Origin of the sequence: Sulfitobacter brevis (assembly GCF_900112755.1) — a bacterium.
Lineage (GTDB): Bacteria > Pseudomonadota > Alphaproteobacteria > Rhodobacterales > Rhodobacteraceae > Sulfitobacter > Sulfitobacter brevis.
In genome coordinates this window covers 23,246-40,803 of sequence record NZ_FOMW01000018.1, presented here as the reverse complement: position 1 = coordinate 40,803, position 17,558 = coordinate 23,246, and the positions used below count along the sequence as shown (strand labels likewise).

The 17,558-nt window shown below is 57.7% G+C and carries 17 protein-coding genes; 4 read left to right on the top strand and 13 right to left on the bottom strand.

Annotation, left to right across the window (positions count from 1 at the left end; genetic code table 11):
- Positions 1 to 100 precede the first annotated feature (100 nt).
- Complete coding sequence (gene tsf / locus BM174_RS18135; protein ID WP_093925258.1) at positions 101 to 976, top strand: translation elongation factor Ts; 876 nt, start codon at positions 101 to 103, stop codon at positions 974 to 976.
- Between the two features lie 189 nt (positions 977 to 1,165).
- Here tsf and aroQ read toward each other — a convergent pair whose 3' ends face one another.
- The 11 genes from aroQ to BM174_RS18080 all read right to left on the bottom strand — a co-directional run bounded on the left by aroQ (position 1,166) and on the right by BM174_RS18080 (position 11,288).
- On the bottom strand, positions 1,166 to 1,606 hold the full coding sequence (gene aroQ / locus BM174_RS18130) for a type II 3-dehydroquinate dehydratase (protein WP_093925257.1): 441 nt from the start codon (positions 1,604 to 1,606) through the stop codon (positions 1,166 to 1,168).
- Between the two features lie 199 nt (positions 1,607 to 1,805).
- The gene (gene phoB, locus BM174_RS18125; protein ID WP_093925256.1) at positions 1,806 to 2,495 is read right to left on the bottom strand and encodes a phosphate regulon transcriptional regulator PhoB; all 690 of its coding nucleotides are present in this window, start codon (positions 2,493 to 2,495) and stop codon (positions 1,806 to 1,808) included.
- A 5-nt stretch (positions 2,496 to 2,500) separates the two neighbouring features.
- On the bottom strand, positions 2,501 to 3,208 hold the full coding sequence (gene phoU / locus BM174_RS18120; RefSeq protein ID WP_093925255.1) for a phosphate signaling complex protein PhoU: 708 nt from the start codon (positions 3,206 to 3,208) through the stop codon (positions 2,501 to 2,503).
- A gap of 4 nt (positions 3,209 to 3,212) precedes the next feature.
- On the bottom strand, positions 3,213 to 4,010 hold the full coding sequence (gene pstB, locus BM174_RS18115; protein WP_093925254.1) for a phosphate ABC transporter ATP-binding protein PstB: 798 nt from the start codon (positions 4,008 to 4,010) through the stop codon (positions 3,213 to 3,215).
- 17 nt (positions 4,011 to 4,027) lie between these two features.
- A complete protein-coding gene (gene pstA, locus BM174_RS18110; RefSeq protein ID WP_425442393.1) occupies positions 4,028 to 5,350 on the bottom strand; it encodes a phosphate ABC transporter permease PstA in 1,323 nt (440 codons plus the stop codon).
- A gap of 5 nt (positions 5,351 to 5,355) precedes the next feature.
- Complete coding sequence (gene pstC / locus BM174_RS18105) at positions 5,356 to 6,855, bottom strand: phosphate ABC transporter permease subunit PstC (RefSeq protein ID WP_245766442.1); 1,500 nt, start codon at positions 6,853 to 6,855, stop codon at positions 5,356 to 5,358.
- Between the two features lie 110 nt (positions 6,856 to 6,965).
- On the bottom strand, positions 6,966 to 8,006 hold the full coding sequence (locus BM174_RS18100; protein WP_093925252.1) for a substrate-binding domain-containing protein: 1,041 nt from the start codon (positions 8,004 to 8,006) through the stop codon (positions 6,966 to 6,968).
- A gap of 171 nt (positions 8,007 to 8,177) precedes the next feature.
- Positions 8,178 to 9,221 (bottom strand): sensor histidine kinase, encoded by a 1,044-nt coding sequence (locus BM174_RS18095; RefSeq protein ID WP_425442392.1) that lies wholly within the window; start codon positions 9,219 to 9,221, stop codon positions 8,178 to 8,180.
- Positions 9,222 to 9,234: 13 nt separating this feature from the next.
- On the bottom strand, positions 9,235 to 9,756 hold the full coding sequence (locus tag BM174_RS18090) for a gamma carbonic anhydrase family protein (protein ID WP_093925250.1): 522 nt from the start codon (positions 9,754 to 9,756) through the stop codon (positions 9,235 to 9,237).
- On the bottom strand, positions 9,753 to 10,394 hold the full coding sequence (gmk, locus tag BM174_RS18085) for a guanylate kinase (RefSeq protein ID WP_093925249.1): 642 nt from the start codon (positions 10,392 to 10,394) through the stop codon (positions 9,753 to 9,755). Before gmk ends, BM174_RS18090 begins: the two co-directional genes overlap by 4 nt.
- Positions 10,395 to 10,397: 3 nt before the next feature.
- The gene (locus BM174_RS18080) at positions 10,398 to 11,288 is read right to left on the bottom strand and encodes a YicC/YloC family endoribonuclease (protein ID WP_093925248.1); all 891 of its coding nucleotides are present in this window, start codon (positions 11,286 to 11,288) and stop codon (positions 10,398 to 10,400) included.
- Between the two features lie 271 nt (positions 11,289 to 11,559).
- Here BM174_RS18080 and BM174_RS18075 point away from each other — a divergent pair, with 271 nt between their 5' ends.
- Complete coding sequence (locus BM174_RS18075) at positions 11,560 to 12,261, top strand: PAS domain-containing protein (protein ID WP_093925247.1); 702 nt, start codon at positions 11,560 to 11,562, stop codon at positions 12,259 to 12,261.
- Between the two features lie 131 nt (positions 12,262 to 12,392).
- Here the strand turns inward: BM174_RS18075 and BM174_RS18070 are convergent, their stop codons facing one another.
- On the bottom strand, positions 12,393 to 13,763 hold the full coding sequence (locus tag BM174_RS18070) for a class II 3-deoxy-7-phosphoheptulonate synthase (protein WP_093925246.1): 1,371 nt from the start codon (positions 13,761 to 13,763) through the stop codon (positions 12,393 to 12,395).
- A 193-nt stretch (positions 13,764 to 13,956) separates the two neighbouring features.
- Here BM174_RS18070 and BM174_RS18065 point away from each other — a divergent pair, with 193 nt between their 5' ends.
- Entirely contained in the window at positions 13,957 to 14,961 is a 1,005-nt protein-coding gene (locus BM174_RS18065; RefSeq protein WP_093925245.1) for a GlxA family transcriptional regulator, read from the top strand.
- Positions 14,962 to 14,983: 22 nt separating this feature from the next.
- Here the strand turns inward: BM174_RS18065 and BM174_RS18060 are convergent, their stop codons facing one another.
- Entirely contained in the window at positions 14,984 to 16,081 is a 1,098-nt protein-coding gene (locus BM174_RS18060) for a PQQ-dependent sugar dehydrogenase (RefSeq protein WP_093925244.1), read from the bottom strand.
- A gap of 180 nt (positions 16,082 to 16,261) precedes the next feature.
- On the opposite strand from BM174_RS18060, the gene BM174_RS18055 reads away from it, so the two are divergent.
- Complete coding sequence (locus tag BM174_RS18055) at positions 16,262 to 17,452, top strand: ABC transporter substrate-binding protein (RefSeq protein ID WP_093925243.1); 1,191 nt, start codon at positions 16,262 to 16,264, stop codon at positions 17,450 to 17,452.
- Positions 17,453 to 17,558 lie beyond the last annotated feature (106 nt).

Below are 17,558 nucleotides of genomic sequence, written 5' to 3'. Positions count from 1 at the left end.
GGTAGACCTGCCCCGTATTTCATCGAAGCGGGGCACCGGGTGCCTCCTTTCCTGACGCGGGCAATGGCCCGACATACGCATCCCAAAGGAGAACCAAGAGATGGCAATCACAGCATCCATGGTCAAAGAACTGCGCGACTCTACCGGCGCAGGCATGATGGACGCCAAGAAGGCGCTAACCGAAAATGACGGCAACATGGACGCCGCCGTTGATTGGCTGCGGACCAAAGGTCTGGCCAAGGCAGCGAAGAAGTCCGGTCGTACCGCCGCCGAAGGTCTCGTGGCCGTGATGGTCAACGGCGGCCACGGTGTTGCAGTCGAAGTGAACTCCGAGACAGACTTCGTCGGCAAGAACTCTGATTTCCAAAAAATGGTGTCCGGCATCGCTGGTGCGGCATTGAAAGCTGACGATCTGGACGCTCTCAAAGCCGCTGATCTGAACGGCAAGTCCGTTGAGCAGACCGTGACAGATGCGGTTGCCGTGATCGGCGAAAACATGTCGGTTCGCCGCATGGCGTCGCTCGACGGTGACACCGTTGTGTCCTATGTGCACAACGCTGCCGCACCTGGCATGGGCAAAATCGGTGTTCTGGTCGCGATGAACGGTGGCGACGAAGCGTTTGGCAAACAGGTTGCGATGCACATCGCTGCTGTGAACCCGGCGTCGCTTTCCGAAGCCGATCTGGACCCAGCCGTGGTCGAAAAAGAAAAGCAGGTTCAGATGGATATTGCACGCGAAAGCGGCAAGCCCGAAGCCGTGATCGAAAAGATGATCGTTGGCCGGATGAACAAGTACATGTCCGAAGTGACGCTGCTGAACCAAGCGTTCGTCGTCAATCCTGACCTGACCGTTGGTGCCGCTGCTAAAGAAATCGGCGCCACCATCACCGGTTTTGTGCGTCTTGAAGTCGGCGAAGGCATCGAAGTCGTCAAGGAAGACTTCGCCGCAGAAGTTGCGAAAGCTGCCAAAGGCTAATTTGCACATCTGTGTGAAGTTTAAGGGCGGCGCCATATGGCGCCGCCTTTTTTATTTACCAAATTCAGTAAGTTAACGTCTGATTGAGATCTCATCCGTGACTATTCGGATGGCCAACAGGGTCGAAAAACGACCCACGGCGTCAATCAGGAGGTACCATCATGCGCGCTGACTTCGCGGCAGTGAGGTTCAGATTTTCAGCAGTCGATCCGCAAGCGCATCCAGTGCCATCACGTAGCCTTTGGCCCCAAAACCGCAAATTTGCCCGACAGCGACAGCCGCAACAAACGACTTATGCCGAAACTCTTCGCGCGCGTGAATATTGCTCAAATGGACTTCGACGACAGGCAGTTCCACCGAAGCGATCGCGTCGGCCAGCGCGATAGAAGTGTGGGTATAGGCGCCAGCGTTCAGAATAATCGCGCTGTGGCGGGCCTTTGCTTCGTGAATTTGGTCGATGAGAACACCTTCGTGGTTGCTCTGCGCGCAGGTGATCTCAAACCCCAGGGCCGAACCATGCGCATGGCAAAGGTCCTCGACATCCTTCAAGGTCGTCGTGCCGTAAATCTCAGGTTGGCGGGTGCCCAACAGGTTGAGATTGGGGCCGTTGAGGATCAACACAGACTTCATGGGGCAAACTTTCGTTGGTTGCCCATAGTTAGCGCGGTGATAGCACTGCTGTCCAGAGATGGTGAAGTTGAGCGCGGCGCTATTTCATGGCTGTTTCAGAACATAGAGGGGTCAGCCAAACATACTACTGCAATACTGATAATGCTTATTATGTAACTTTATGAGTTGCATTGGATCGCTTTTCACGCCGTATTTCCTTTCAACCCAAGGCGTAGCCTGCACCACGCACAGTGCGGATTGGATCGCTTCCACCAAATTGCGTTAAGGCTTTGCGCAACCGCGCGATATGCACATCGACTGTACGCGTATCGACATAGATATCGCGACCCCAGACATGATCCAAAAGCTGGTCACGGCTGAACACACGACCGGGTTTCTCCAGCAAAGTCACCAGCAAGCGGTACTCGGTTGGCCCCAGCTTTAGCTCATGTGCATTGCGACTGACCCTGTGGCGCTCGGGATCGAGCGTGATGTCCTCAAAGCTCAACGCGTCGCCTGCTGCGGCTGGCCGCGACCGGCGCAGCTGTGTGCGAACCCGCGCCATCAGCTCGCGGAGCGAATACGGTTTGATCACGTAATCATCGGCACCGGTTTCCAAGCCTCGAATGGTGTCAACTTCTTCGGAGCGTGCCGACAGCATGATGATCGGAATATCGCGGGTTTCGTCGCGGGTTTTAAGCTGGCGACAAACTTCGATGCCGCTCATCAATGGCATCATCCAGTCGAGGATCACCAGATCCGGACGCGCCTCAGCAACAAGCAACAAGGCTTCTTCACCGTTCTCCGCACGCCGCACGGCAAAGCCTTCGGCCTCCAGATTGTAGGCTAGCACCTCGCGTTGCGCAGGCTCGTCCTCGACCAGCAAAACCTGTGGCTGTGTGACAGACATGTTCTTCAAGCCTTTGAGACCACGGATGTTTTATCCGCCTTAGGTCGGGCTTCGTCCGGATGCATACCCGTCACAAGATAAACAACCTGTTCGGCGATTGACGTCACATGATCGCCCATACGCTCGACATTCTTGGCGATGAAATGCAGGTGCATACAGGCGGTTATATTGCGCGGGTCCTCCATCATGAAGGTCAGAAATTCGCGAAACAATGCGTTGTACATCTGGTCGACGTCCTCGTCGCGGCTGATCACGTCCAAGGCCAGTTCGGCATCGCGCTGGATATAGGCGTCGAGCGCGTCTTTCAGCATGCCCTCAACCGCCTTCGCCATCCGCCGGATTGCTCCTGAGCCGTCGCTGACCGGCGCCATCTGCGACAACACACCAGTGCGTTTGGCCATGTTTTTAGAGTAATCACCAATTCGCTCAAGATTGGCGCTGATCTTGATCACGCTGAGGATCAGCCGCAGGTCAATCGCTGTGGGCGCGCGCAAGGCGATGATCCGCGCAGCACGTTCGTTGATCTGCTCTTCCAGCGCATCGATGGCCTTGTCAGCTTTGCGCACTTGATCGGCAAGTTCTTCGTCGCGGGTATCGAGCGATTGGGCGCTGAGGCGGATGGCGTCTTCGACGAGCCCGCCCATCTTGAGGATTTGTGCCTGCACGGCCTCGAGGTCGCGGTCAAAAGCGGACGCAATGTGTTGATTTGACATAATTTTATCCAATCCGGCCTGTGATATAGCTTTCTGTGCGCGGGTCTTCGGGTGTTGTGAAAATCTTGTCGGTATCCCCGAACTCAACCAGATGCCCAAGGTGGAAGAACGCGGTTTTCTGGCTGACCCGCGCCGCCTGCTGCATCGAGTGTGTGACGATCACGACCGAAAAGTTTTCGCGCAGCTCATCGATCAACTCTTCGACCTGCGCTGTGGCAATCGGATCAAGCGCAGAGCACGGCTCGTCCATCAGCAACACTTCAGGCTCGGTCGCCACGGCGCGCGCAATACACAACCGCTGTTGCTGCCCGCCCGAAAGGCCCGTGCCGGGCGCCTGCAAGCGGTCTTTGACCTCATTCCAGAGAGCGGCACGTTTCAGGGCGCGTTCCACGATGTCGTCCAGCTCCGCCTTGTTGCGGGCCATGCCGTGGATGCGGGGGCCATAAGCGACGTTATCATAGATTGACTTCGGGAACGGGTTCGGCTTTTGAAACACCATCCCCACCTTGGCGCGGAGCTGCACCGGATCCACCCGCTTGTCATAGATGTCCTCACCATCAATGCGGATATCTCCAGTCACACGGGCGATATCAATTGTGTCGTTCATCCTGTTGATACAACGAAGAAAAGTAGATTTTCCGCAGCCGGATGGGCCGATGAAGGCGGTCACCGTCTTGTCTTCGATATCCACCGACACGTCCTTGAGAGCGTGGGTGTCACCGTAGTAGACCTGCACGTCACGGGCAGCGATTTTGATCGGTAATGGGGTCACGTCATACTCCGAAATTACGTTGTCTTTCATAGTGTTGTGATCCTTCATTACCAGCGTCTCTCGAACCGACGGCGCAACAACACAGCGATAGCGTTCATTGTGATAAGGAACACCAGCAAGATGATAATACCGCCCCAGGCGCGCTCATAGAACGCCGGGTCGGCGCGTTTCGCCCATTCATAGATCTGCGCTGGCATCGCCGAGTTTGGCGACATCAGCCCTGATGCGATACTATCAGGCGGATTAGAGGCAATGAACCCCACCATACCGATCAACAGCAAGGGCGCAGTTTCACCCAAGGCCTGCGCCAGCCCGATGATTGTGCCCGTGAGAATACCCGGCGCAGCGAGAGGCAAAACATGGTGGAACACCGATTGCATTTTTGAGGCCCCTACCCCCAGTGCCGCATCGCGGATAGATGGCGGCACCGATTTCAGGGAGGCGCGGGTCGAGATGATGATCGTCGGCAGCGTCATTAAGGTCAGTACCAAACCACCGACCAATGGCGCGGAGTTGGGCAGATGCATATAGTTAATAAACACCGCTAAGCCTAGGATACCAAATACAATTGACGGTACCGCTGCAAGGTTGGAGATATTCACTTCGATGATATCGGTGATCCAGTTCTTCGGCGCGAATTCCTCCAGATAGATCGAAGCCGCCACGCCGATGGGCAGTGCCAGTGCCAGAACCACCAGCATCATGAAGAACGAACCGACCATCGCCACACCCATACCGGCAGCTTCTGGCCGCGCGTCCGAGGCATCAGATCCGGTAATGAAATCGAGGTTAAACTGTTTTCCCAAGCTCCCATCGGCAATCAAAGCATCAACAAGATCAAGCTGTTCTGCGTTGATGTTCTTGTCATTTGCGATGCTTGCGCGGGTCACACGGCCCTTGAGATAACCATCTACACGACTGTTGGTAAGGAATTTGAACTCAAGGCTGGTGCCGATCGTCTCGGGTTTGGCGAGCACAAAGTTGCGCAGCTGTGCAGCGGCATCCTTGGACAGAATATCCGCCATCGCCTTGGGCTTGAGTGTCGTTTCAATTCCCACCTCGGCTACCTTCGCCTCCAGCGCAGCACTCATCAGTGGTGCGTAGCCAAAGGTGGAGACCTTTTTGATCTCGTCGAGGTTACGATTGCCGTTTTTATCCAGCTTATCCGCAAGCAATTGCACGGGTAGTGTCAGATAGGTCTGCTGGAACGCGCCCGCGCCACGGCTGATGATGGTGAAAAGCAAAATCATCAACATCAACAAACCGACGCTGATCGCGGCGATCCCGTAAAGCTTGAAGCGGCTCTCGCTGTTGTTGCGCTGTTTAGTGCGCGCGTCCTGAACCAGCAGCGATCCTTTGGATTTGGGCATCTCGGTCATTCGTACTGCTCCCGGTATTTACGCACGATATAAAGCGCCAGCACGTTCAGTCCCAGCGTGAGTACAAAGAGCGTCAGCCCCAGAGCAAAAGCCACAAGCGTTTCGGGCGAAGCAAAGTCGGTATCGCCGGTCAGCTGGCTGACGATGCGGGTGGTGATGGTGGTCATCGCCTCCAACGGGTTGCCCGAAATGCGGGCGATGGCCCCTGCCCCCAGCACGACGATCATTGTCTCACCAATGGCACGCGAGGCCGCAAGCAAGACCGCCCCGACGATGCCTGGAAGGGCCGCTGGCAACACCACTTGGCGGATCGTCTCGGAATGGGTCGCGCCCAAGCCGAATGACCCGTCACGCAGCGATTGCGGCACAGCGTTGATGATGTCATCTGACAGCGACGACACAAACGGGATTAACATAATTCCCATCACCAGCCCCGCCGTCAGCACGGAGGTCGCACCGCTCATCCAGTCAACGCCGAGCAGGCCATCTTCGCCGCGACCAAAAATCTTCACGAGGAACGGCCCCACTGTCAGCAAGGCAAACAGACCGTAAACAATGGTCGGGATGCCTGCTAGGATTTCCAGCAGCGGTTTGGCAAAGCTGCGCACCGTGCTGCTGGCATATTCACTCAGGTAGATCGCTGCGAACAGACCAATCGGCACGGCCACCGCCAGCGCGATGATCGAAATATAGAGCGTGCCCCAGAGCAGTGGCAGGATCGACAGATCGCTATCGCCACGGAAATTTGGGGCCCAACTGCGGCCGAGAAAGAAATCTTTCCAATCGTGCAGGCGAAAAAAGTTGATCGATTCAAACAGCATCGACAGCACAATCCCCACGGTCGTGAGGACCGCGAGCGAAGCTGCGAGGATCAGCAGCGCCTTGATGCCTGCTTCGACAGTGTTGCGGGCGCGAAAATCGGCGTTGGTGCGGCTAAAGGCATAGGCAAATCCGGCGAGCGCCAGCGCCAGCGCCGTCACCATCATCGCCAGCCGTCCGGTCGCGGTCATAGTGCGGTAGCGTTGCGCAGCGGCCAGCACCGGCCCCTGTACGTCTGCGCCAAGCGCCACGCCGATCTCGGCCAGTTGTGCGCGCACATCGGTCGCGCCAGCATCAAGCGACGCGGCCTCCTGCACGGTCATCGCACCTTGGGCCACCGCGCTGTCCAACCCTTCGGCCACACGGCGCACATCGCTCATCACCAGCCCTACGGAGGAGCCTTCGGCCACAACCTCTTCCGGGATTAATTCGATTACCGCGTTTTGCACTAGTACCGGCTGCACCAGCAACCACACTGCGATGACCATCAGGGAGGGCACCGCGATCAGCATCGCTGCGTTATAACCGTAATAGGCTGGCAGAGAGTGCAAACGGCGGGTATCGCCCTGCACCGACACCACGGTCCGTCGGCGGGTCAGGGCAAACCCCAGCGCCGCGAGACCTAAAATGATAAGGGCCAGCACCGTCGCTGAGCCGCTGTTGAGAAGATCGCCCACATATCCCCCGAAAATCTATCCGCTTTTGGCGCGGCTGGTCGTGGTGCCTCAAAGGCATAAGCGCGGAGGCAGTTGAGTGCCCCCGCGCTGTCTTAGGTATCAGGCGCGGTTCAGGACCCGCCGCCCATGGCGTTTTCGTCGGCCACAATCGCCTGCGTTGCCGCCAGTTCGGGATCAGACACCAGACCGTATTCGGCAAGCGGGCCATCGGGGCCTGCGATCTCGTCCGCGACAAAGAACTCGGCATATTCTTTCAGGCCGGGGATTACGCCGATGTGGGCTTTCTTGACGTAAAAGAACAGCGGACGTGAGACAGGATAATCCCCGCTGGAGATCGTCTCGGTCGAGGGGACGACGCCGCTCATCGTGGCAACCTGCAGCTTGTCGGTGTTGTTTTCATAAAACGCGAGGCCGAAGACGCCGATGCCGTCTTTGTTGCTTTCGATACGGGCCAGCGTTTCGGTATAGTCGCCGTCAATGTCGACGGATTTGCCATCTGCGCGCAGCGTGATGCAGGCCTTTTCAGCGGCTTTCTCGTCGCCGCCATTGGCTTCCTTCAGCTTTTCCATCGCACCGGTCGCTTCACATCCGGCCAAAATCACCTTTTCTTCAAAGACTTCACGGGTGCCGTGCTTGGTGCCGGGAATGAAGGCCTGAATATCTTGTGCGGGGAAGTCGGCGTTAACCTCGTTCCACGCGGTATAAGGGTTCTTCACCAACTCGCCGTCAACAACGACCATATCGCTGAGTGCGGTGAACCAGTCTTCGGGGGTGAACTCGAATGTATTGCCGTTGATGTCGGAGGCAAAGACGATCCCGTCATAGCCGATTTGCACTTCGATGATGTCCGTCACGCCATTTTCAGCGCAGGCGGCAAGCTCTTTCTCTTTGATTTTGCGGCTGGCGTTGGCCACGTCGATGGTGTTTTCGCCCACGCCTTCGCAGAACCGCTTGAGCCCCGCCGATGAGCCACCGGATTCAACAACCGGTGTTGGAAAATCGAAATTTTCGCCAAAGGCTTCGGCAACGATGGAGGCATAGGGCAGCACGGTCGAAGATCCGGCAACCTGCACTTGGTCACGGGCGGCAGCGGCAGTCGCGGATACGGCGGCAATGGCCAGCGCGGAGGTTGCGAGTTTTGTGAAAGACATGGTGTCTCCTGTCAGCTTCTTAACAATCACCCCCATGGTGATCTTGCTGCCCGTTTACTGGGGCCACGTTGGTGTTTTGTGACAGACACGTTACAGTTTCATGACAGCAGTCAGAGTTTGGCAGAATTTCGCGATTTTTCCAGTTTTCTGGGGTCCGACCCCTGCGCTATCTTACGCTGTGTCCGTATCCAGTGGCAGAATCACGCAAAACTCCGCCCCTTTCCCCAGTTCGGAGGTAATTTTCATCCGGCCGCGATGGCGGTTCAGGATGTGCTTCACGATCGCCAGCCCAAGCCCCGTGCCACCCAAAGCCCTGCTGCGGTGGCTGTCGGCACGGTAGAATCGCTCGGTCAGGCGCGGCAGATGCAGCGGATCAATACCCGCGCCATTATCACGCACCACGATACGCACCGCTGGCGCCCGCAGTGCTGGATCGCGGTCGCTGGTGGTGGCGGTGACCTCAACGCTTTGGCCGCTGCCGCCATATTTGATCGCGTTTTCAATGAGGTTAGTGAAAACTTGCAGCAACTGGTCGCTATCGCCACGGATCATCAAGGGCAGGTCGCCGCGGTCATGATGCAGTACCACGCCATTATCGTCGGCCAATGGGGTCAAATTGCGCAGCGTGGTATGCAAAACGTTGCGCAGGTCCACTTTCGCTGTCGGGCGTACCCGTTCTTGTGCTTCCACACGGCTCAGAGACAACAGATCGCCGACCAAACGGTTCATCCGCTCCGCCTCTCCGGTCATGATCCCGAGGAACCTTTCCCGCGCGGCGGCGTCATCGCGCGCAGGGCCCCGCAGGGTTTCAATAAATCCCATCAGAGAGGTCAGTGGCGTGCGTAACTCATGGCTGACGTTGGCGACGAAATCGCGCCGCATCTGACCCGCCTGCGCCAGATGGGTCACATCCTGAAAGCTCAGGATGACTGTGCCCGTGCCCGCAATCTTTTGCAGCGCCACTTCATAGGTAATGTCGCCGCTGCCTGTGCTGGAAAGAAACGGCGCCTTACGCGGCATCCGGTCGGCCAAACATTGCTCTACCGCATCCACCAAAGTGGGTTGGCGCAACACGGTAATGAAATGCTGCCCGACAACGCCCTTACCCAACAGGTCCTGGGCCAGCGGGTTCAGCGCTACGATCCGTTCACTATGGTCAATCGCCAGCGTCGGCAGCGGCAATGTCGCGACCAGTTCGGCCAATAGCGGCGGCATATCGGGCATGGAGCTAAAGCGGCGTCAGGTCGCGGCGGAAACGGGCGGCGTTTTCACTGTAATGCTCTGCGCTTGCTGCCAGCTTCTGGATCGCATCCGCATCGAGCTCTCGCACCACCTTGCCCGGTGCGCCCATGACCAGCGATCCATCAGGGATTACCTTGTTTTCGGTAATCAACGCCCCTGCCCCGATCAAACAATTCTTGCCAATCTTGGCACCATTCAAAATGGTCGCCCCCATGCCGATCAGGCTGTTATCGCCAATGGTGCAGCCGTGCAGCATGACCTTGTGGCCGATGGTGCAGCCCGCGCCGATGGTCAGAGGAAAGCCCATATCGGTATGGAAAACACAGTTTTCCTGCACGTTGCTGCCGCGCCCCACGGTGATCCGCTCGTTATCGCCGCGCAGCGTGGCGCCAAACCAGACCGAGGATGCTGCCGCCAGCACCACGTTGCCGATCACATTCGCATCCGGTGCCACCCAGGCATCAGCATCTACGTCGGGGCGGTCGTTACCAAGGGCATAAAGGGTCATGTCTCATCCTCGAATTCACTTTGCAGGGCGCGGACGTGGTCCACAAGTTTAGGTTGCTGCGACAGGCGCAAACGCTCGGCGGTGATGATCGCCTTGAGCCGCGCCTCTGTCTGGTCAAGGTCGTCGTTCACCAGCACGTAATCATAACCGTCCCAATGGCTGATCTCGTCCCAGCTTGCTTCCATCCGGCTGGCGATGGTCGCGGCATCATCCTGATCGCGCGATATCAACCTGCGGCGCAATTCATTGATCGAAGGTGGCAGGATAAAGATCGACAGGACATACTGTTTGAGGGCCGAGTTGCTGATTTGCTGCGCACCTTGCCAATCTACATCGAACAATACGTCGCGGCCTGCATCGATGGCTGCCTGCACAGGTGCGCGGGGCGAGCCATAGTAATTGCCGAAAACCCGAGCATGCTCTAACATACCGCCCTCGTTCACCATGGTGCGGAAGCGGTCTTCGCTGACAAAGTAATAATCCTGCGCGTCAACCTCGCCGGCGCGGGGCTTGCGCGTCGTGGACGAGACCGAAAACTGCAACGACGGGTCCCAGTCGCGCAGCCGCTTGGCCAAAGTTGATTTACCCGCACCCGAGGGCGAGCTGAGGATGATCAAAAGACCGCGACGGTCGCTCATAAGTTACTCCACATTCTGCACCTGTTCGCGCATTTGGTCGATTACTGCCTTCAGCGCTAGTCCGATGTTTGTCAGGTCGGTGTTTTGGGCTTTTGAACACATGGTATTAGCCTCACGATTGAACTCCTGCATCAGAAAATCGAGCTTGCGGCCCACGGCCCCGCCTGCGTCCAGCAAGGAACGCGCAGCAGCGATATGGGCGGTCAGCCGGTCCAACTCCTCGGTGATGTCTGATTTCACCGCGATCATCGCCAGTTCCTGTACGACGCGGTCAGGTTCGACACCGCTGGCGCTGTCCATGACTTTGGCGAGGTTGCGGCGCAGGGCTGCTGCCATGTCGTCCTTGCGGTTCTCGAGGCTGCCTGCGGCTTCGGCAGTCAGGCGCTCGACTTCGTTAATTTGCGCGGCCAGAACCTCTGCCAATGCCGCGCCTTCCTGAGCACGCATCTGGTCGAATGCCACGACCACGGGCTCTACATCGGCCAGAAGGTTGGCGAGCAAATCTGCCGTGTCGTCGGTTACCTGCACCTGTTCCAATACGCCGCGCATGGTCACGATATCGGTGGCCTTGGACGGGGCGAGCGATATCCCCGCCTCCATCGCGCGTTCTTCGATCTGGTGCAACGCAGCCAAAACAACTTCCAACTGGCGGGTATTCACCTCCAGCGCGGCGCCGCCTTCCTCGCGGGTCAGTCGCAGATTGCAGGTGACATTGCCCCGAACCGCCACCGCCGAAAGCTTTTTGCGTAACGCGGCCTCCAAGCCCTCGATCCAGTCGGGCACCCGCAAGCGTAGGTCCAGTCCCTTGCCATTAACGCTGCGGATTTCCCAGCTCCAGTTAAAGGGCGCCGCGGCACCGCTGGCAGAGGAAAATCCGGTCATCGATTTGATCATGGCACTGCCTCTAGGAACCGCTGTTGCCCTGCACTATGGCAAATCCGGTCAGGGGGGCAAGCCCTCGGCCTATAGCACCTCTACCAACACGTGTGTTGGTTAACCAAAGGTATCAAAAGCTCAGGCAATCCTATACGAATGAGATATGTTTGCATTGTAAAGATTGTGGCGTGAGGGCGCTGCGGAGATCTCTGACAGGTGAACAGGAGCAGCTATTGCTCGGACGCGCAGGTCAGAAAGACTTCGCAACCCGGTAATAGAGGTTTCAAACATGCTGGTTACAAAGGTTCAAAGTACGACGACAATGGCACAAAAACAGAGAGATAACGGCTATGTCGCGATCGCTCAGGTCGAGGCCTATTGGGAAGCGCTGCGCGGTGATCGCCTCCTACCCAAAAGGTCAGATATCGACCCTCGAGGGATCGAACAGGCGCTTGCGAACGCCTTCATCCTTGAGCGAGTCGCGCCCGGCCACGCGCGTCTGCGGGTCGCGGGCAGCCATCTGAGCGAACTTTTGGACATGGAAGTGCGCGGCATGTCGGTCACCGCGTTTCTTGAAAATGACGCGCGGACGCAGGTCGCGCAGGCCCTTGAAGACATTTTCCAGACCCCCTGCTCGATGATGCTCGATCTCGTCTCGAAAGGCGGCGACGGCACGCCCGAGATTGAAGGCCGGATGTTGATCCTGCCGCTGTTAAGCGATCTTGGCGATGCAAGCCGGGCTTTGGGGTGTTTCGTCACCAAGGGCGATATCGGCATTGCGCCACGCCGCTTCGACATCCGAAAAATGCAGCTGACCCCGGTCAAGCATCCGCGCGAAGTTCTGAACCTGGCGCCAGAAAAAGAAGCGCTCCAGCGCGAACCAAGCCATGCCGTTCTGACGCGAGGGTTTGAAGCCCCGCGCGCTGACTTTGCTGCGCAAGAGACCAAATCGCGCTCACCCTATTTGCGTCTGGTCAAATCCGACGATTAAGCAGTTCAGGATTTAAACAGCTGATTTCTAGCTGCGAAAACTTCAGGCCGCTAGAACGCTCCCGAACTCAGCCCCAGAGGGCATTTGGTAACTGTGCGGGACGCCCGCCCCGCACAGTTCTATTCAACCATTCAGCCTGCCGCTTGAACCGCTTTCTCGCTGCGGCGTGCAGACAGTTCTTCGGCCACCAAGAACGCCAATTCCAGCGACTGGCTGGCGTTTAGGCGCGGATCGCACGCAGTGTGATAGCGATCCGAAAGGTCCTCTTCGCTGACCGCGCGCACGCCACCGGTACATTCGGTCACATCCTGCCCTGTCATTTCGAAGTGTACGCCACCCGGCACAGTGCCTTCGGCGGCATGGACACCAAAGAATTCACGCACCTCGCGCAGCACAGAGTCGAAGGGCCGCGTTTTATAGCCGGTAGACGACTTGATCGTGTTGCCGTGCATCGCATCACAGGTCCAAACCACGTTCGCGCCCTGTTCTTCGACGGCCTTAATGAGGCGCGGCAAGTGTTCCCCCACCGCCCCCGCACCAAAACGGGCGATCAAGGTTAAGCGGCCCGCCTCGTTTTCAGGGTTCAAGGTCGCCATCAGCTTTTTGAGGTCATCCGTCGTCATCGTCGGGCCGCACTTAAGACCAATCGGATTCATCACGCCTTTGGCAAATTCCACATGTGCGCCATCGGGTTGCCGCGTGCGGTCGCCGATCCAGACCATATGGCCCGACCCCGCCAGCCATTTGCCCGAAGTGCTGTCCTGACGGCACAGCGCCTCTTCATACTCCAGCAACAGCGCCTCGTGACTGGTGTAGAATTCAACCGATTGCAGCGTATGTGCGGTTTCGGAAGTGACACCGGCAGCGGCCATGAAATCCAGCGTGTCGGAAATCCGGTTCGCAATCTCGCGGTACTTCTCGGCGTTCTGGCCATCGGTAAAGCCCAACGTCCAGCCGTGCACCTGATGCACATCGGCATAGCCGCCAGTGGAAAAGGCGCGGATCAGGTTCAGCGTCGCGGCGGCTTGCGTATAGGCGCGCAGCATCTTGGCCGGATCGGGAATACGGGCCTTCGAGGTAAAGGCAAGCTCGTTGACGATGTCACCACGGTAACTTGGCAATTCGACCCCGTCGACAACCTCAGTCGGAGCGGAACGCGGCTTGGCGAACTGGCCTGCCATCCGACCCAGCTTGATCACCGGCACTTTGGCACCGTGGGTCAGCACAATTGCCATTTGCAACATCACTTTAAAGGTGTCACGGATCTGGTCGGAGGAAAACTGCTCGAAGCTTTCGGCGCAATCGCCACCTTGCAGCAAGAACGCCTCGCCACGGCTGGCCGCACCAAGATGCTTTTTCAACCGGCGCGCTTCGCCTGCAAAAACCAAAAGTGGATATCGTGACAGTTGGGCTTCGACCTCTTGCAAGGCCGCCGCATCCGGATAATCGGGCATCTGCACACGCGGTTTATTGCGCCAGCTTGATTTGCTCCATTGCGTCATGATTATCTCTCCTGTCTTCGGCACCCGAATTGGGGCGCGATCGTGAACCCCTGCTATACAAAAGCACGGGCAGAGTGACCAGAACCGAAATTCGCCCCCTTGACGTTGCGGAGCCGCCGTGGGCAAGGTTTAAGACAAGTCTTGTCGCCGCAGGCACTTTTGACACGAAATTCTCTAACAGAAAGTTGCCGCGATGTCTGAACAACGCCCGGCCACCCGCATTGCGCAGAACCCAGACAAACCGCGTCGTTTCGTTTTCGTCCTGCTCGAAAATTTCACGCTGCTGAGCTTTGCCTCGGCCGTTGAATGTTTGCGTATCGCTAACCGCATGGCCGAGCGTCAGGCCTATTCCTGGCAGATTGTCGGCGAAGGCGGCGCGACCGTTGCCAGCTCCTCAGGTGCTGCCTTTGCCATGGACGGTGATCTGGGCGATCTGCTGCGCGATGATGTGCTGGTGGTTTGCGGCGGGATCGACGTTCAGGCGGCAACAACCAAAAAGTTGCTCGGTTGGCTGCGCCGTGAGGCCCGCAAGGGTTTGATGGTCGGGGGGCTGTGCACAGCCGCCTATACTCTGGCCAAAGCGGGGTTGCTGGATGGCAAGAAAGCCACCATCCACTGGGAAAATCAGGACAGTTTTGCCGAGGAATTTCAGGAAGTTAACCTGACAAAATCGGTCTTTGTGGTGGATGGCAACCGGCTGACCACGGCGGGCGGCACTTCGTCAATTGATTTGATGCTTAAACTTATTGCCGATGATCTGGGCGAGGACATGGCGAATGCGGTTGCGGATCAGTTAATCTATTCCTCGATCCGCACCGATCAGGATACACAGCGCCTGTCGGTACCCACCCGTATCGGGGTGCGCCACCCCAAGCTTAGCCAAGTGATCCAGATGATGGAAAGCCATATCGAAGAGCCGATCAGCCCTTCGGTGCTGGCCCGCGATGTCGGCATGTCGACCCGCCAGCTAGAGCGGCTGTTCCGGCGCTATTTGAACCGCAGCCCGAAGCGGTATTATATGGAATTGCGGCTACAAAAAGCGCGTAACCTGTTGATGCAGACCGATATGAGCGTGATCAACGTGGCGCTGGCCTGCGGTTTTGCCTCACCGTCGCATTTCTCCAAATGTTACCGCGCCCATTATGACACAACGCCCTACCGCGAGCGTGGATCGCACGCGGCGCGGCTTTCAATCTGATCGTATTTCCGGCCAAGCGGAGTTACCGGAAAATCCGGTAAACCGCGCCGTTAATCTCTGAAATGAACCAGATCGCCCCGTCGGGGGCTTCGACAATATCGCGCACGCGCAGGGTCTCGTCAGTCTTGATCTGCGCCACCTCGACAAGTGGCTCCCCCCGAAGTTGGGCGATATAGTCGAACTTGAGCGAGCCGACAAAGATATCCCCCTGCCACGTGGGGAACATCTTGCCGGAGTAAACCATCAAGCCAGAGGGCGCGATGGATGGGTCCCAATAGAATCCGGGCTGCTCCATCCCCTCCTTGGCGCTGCCTTCGCCGATCTGCGCGCCTGAATAATGCACGCCAAAGGAGATTACCGGCCAGCCGTAGTTGCGGCTCTTTTCGATTCTGTTCACCTCGTCGCCGCCCTTGGCCCCATGTTCCGACACCCAAAGATTTCCCTCAAGATCAAATCCCGCGCCTTGCGGATTGCGATGCCCATACGACCAGATTTCGGGTCGTGCACCGCTCTGGCCGACAAAGGGATTGTCCTGCGGGACCGAGCCATCGCGGTTTAACCGGATCACCTTGCCATTGTGACGGCTGAGGTCCTGCGCGGCAAGCTGGTCACCGCGTTCACCAATCGTGACAAACAACATGCCATCTGCTGCCTGCACCACCCGCGACCCGAAATGCCGCCCGCCACGGGTGCCGGTTTGCATGGCAAAAAGCTCGGCCACGTCCTCGAGCGCGCTGGCATCCGCCGACAGCCGCGCCCGCGCCAGGGCTGTGCCGATACTACCGCCGCCCTGGTCTTTCACGTAGGTGAGAAACACTTCCCGCGTGGTGTCAAAGTCAATCGCCAATGTGACGTCGAGCAAGCCACCCTGCCCCTCGTCTACGACCTCCGGCACGCCCGAGACGCGTGTCACCTCGCCGGCCTTGACAAACATCAGATCTCCGCCTTTCAGGGTGACCAAGGCAGATTGATCCGTTAAGGGCGCTACGGCCCATGGACTTTCTAGCCCCGAAATCATTGGTTCTATCATCATATTTTGCTGGCCCGAGGCGGGTGCTGTGCAACAGAGCGCAACCGCCACCGCAGGCAGAAAACCGGTAAGAATTTTCGGAATCCGCATCAGATCAACCTCATTCTGGAGAGATGTTCCATTTCAGTTAGCTTTAGTGACGGAATTCTCCACTTCTCTCTGCCGGGCCCCCACATTTTTGGCGAAACAGGCCTGAAAAATCACTTTTCTTTTATCAGACCACCCCCTAACCTCGATTGCGAACATTATGTTCCAACTAGGGAGAAAAAAATGAAAAAGCTGCTTCTGGCCTCAACGGCCACGGCGCTACTGGCGACAAACGCCTTTGCCGACGCACACGCAAAAGAAGTCAAACTGGGCGTTCTGTTCGGTTTCACTGGCCCCATTGAATCACTGACCGGCCCGATGTCAGGCGGCGCCGAAATGGCGATGAAAGAAGTCACCGACAGTGGCATGTTCATGGACGGCACCAAGGTGACCTCCGTGCGCGGTGATTCCGGCTGTATCGACAACGGTCTGGCTGTGGCCTCTGCCGAGCGGATGATCGCGGACGGTGTCAGCGGCATCATCGGTGCGGATTGCTCCGGCGTCACCGGTGCGGTGTTGCAGAACGTCGCAATCCCCAATGGCATGGTAATGATCTCGCCCTCGGCCACTTCACCCGGTTTGTCCACAATGGAAGACAACGGTCTGTTTTTCCGCACCTCGCCCTCTGACGCCCGCGAAGGCGAAGTTATGGCCGAGATCCTGAACGAGCGTGGCGTGAAATCCATCGCGCTGACCTATACCAACAACGACTATGGCAAGGGTCTGGCCGACGCGATCGAATCCTCGTTCAAAGCTGCGGGCGGTGAAGTCACGATCGTTGCAGCCCACGAAGACGGTAAAGCAGACTACTCTGCCGAAATCGGCGCGCTGGCATCTGCCGGTGGTGACCTGCTGGTTGTTGCAGGATATCTTGACCAAGGTGGTGCCGGTATCATCAAATCCGCGCTGGACGCGGGCGCATGGGAGACATTCGGTCTGCCGGGCGGTATGATTGGTGAAAACCTGCCCAAAAACATCGGTCCGGACCTTGATGGCTCCTACGGCCAGATCGCTGGTTCCGAAGGTCAGGGCATTGAAACGCTGATCAAGATGGTTGACGGCGCGTTTGAGGCGACATCACCTTACACACCCGAAGCCTATGACGCAGCGGCGCTGTTTATGCTGGCAATGCAGGCATCAGGGTCTACCGATCCTGCCGTCTATAAGGAAAAGATCCTCGAAGTGGCTAACGCTCCGGGCGAGAAGATCTATCCTGGCGAGCTGGGCAAAGCGCTTGAGCTGATCAAAGCGGGCACCGACATCGACTACGTCGGCGCATCGGCGGTCGAACTTGTCGGCGCCGGTGAAGCCGCTGGCACCTACCGGATGATCGAAGTCAAAGACGGCAAGATTGAAACTGTTGGTTTCAAGTAAGCCGTAATGTATGTCTGAAGACGTGGTACAGCCCGGAGAAATCCGGGCTGTACCCCTATATAACGACCAGTCCCAAGGCTGGCGCACGACAGGGATAGTAACATGA

Bases quoted from the DNA above. Each gene is read 5' to 3' on its own strand.
- tsf (WP_093925258.1), top strand. From the start codon at position 101: ATGGCAATCACAGCATCCATGGTCAAAGAACTGCGCGACTCTACCGGC.
- aroQ (WP_093925257.1), bottom strand. From the start codon at position 1,606: ATGAAGTCTGTGTTGATCCTCAACGGCCCCAATCTCAACCTGTTGGGC.
- phoB (WP_093925256.1), bottom strand. From the start codon at position 2,495: ATGTCTGTCACACAGCCACAGGTTTTGCTGGTCGAGGACGAGCCTGCG.
- phoU (WP_093925255.1), bottom strand. From the start codon at position 3,208: ATGTCAAATCAACACATTGCGTCCGCTTTTGACCGCGACCTCGAGGCC.
- pstB (WP_093925254.1), bottom strand. From the start codon at position 4,010: ATGAAAGACAACGTAATTTCGGAGTATGACGTGACCCCATTACCGATC.
- pstA (WP_425442393.1), bottom strand. From the start codon at position 5,350: ATGCCCAAATCCAAAGGATCGCTGCTGGTTCAGGACGCGCGCACTAAA.
- BM174_RS18100 (WP_093925252.1), bottom strand. From the start codon at position 8,006: ATGTCTTTCACAAAACTCGCAACCTCCGCGCTGGCCATTGCCGCCGTA.
- BM174_RS18095 (WP_425442392.1), bottom strand. From the start codon at position 9,221: ATGCCGCCGCTATTGGCCGAACTGGTCGCGACATTGCCGCTGCCGACG.
- BM174_RS18090 (WP_093925250.1), bottom strand. From the start codon at position 9,756: ATGACCCTTTATGCCCTTGGTAACGACCGCCCCGACGTAGATGCTGAT.
- gmk (WP_093925249.1), bottom strand. From the start codon at position 10,394: ATGAGCGACCGTCGCGGTCTTTTGATCATCCTCAGCTCGCCCTCGGGT.
- BM174_RS18080 (WP_093925248.1), bottom strand. From the start codon at position 11,288: ATGATCAAATCGATGACCGGATTTTCCTCTGCCAGCGGTGCCGCGGCG.
- BM174_RS18075 (WP_093925247.1), top strand. From the start codon at position 11,560: ATGCTGGTTACAAAGGTTCAAAGTACGACGACAATGGCACAAAAACAG.
- BM174_RS18070 (WP_093925246.1), bottom strand. From the start codon at position 13,763: ATGACGCAATGGAGCAAATCAAGCTGGCGCAATAAACCGCGTGTGCAG.
- BM174_RS18065 (WP_093925245.1), top strand. From the start codon at position 13,957: ATGTCTGAACAACGCCCGGCCACCCGCATTGCGCAGAACCCAGACAAA.
- BM174_RS18060 (WP_093925244.1), bottom strand. From the start codon at position 16,081: ATGCGGATTCCGAAAATTCTTACCGGTTTTCTGCCTGCGGTGGCGGTT.
- BM174_RS18055 (WP_093925243.1), top strand. From the start codon at position 16,262: ATGAAAAAGCTGCTTCTGGCCTCAACGGCCACGGCGCTACTGGCGACA.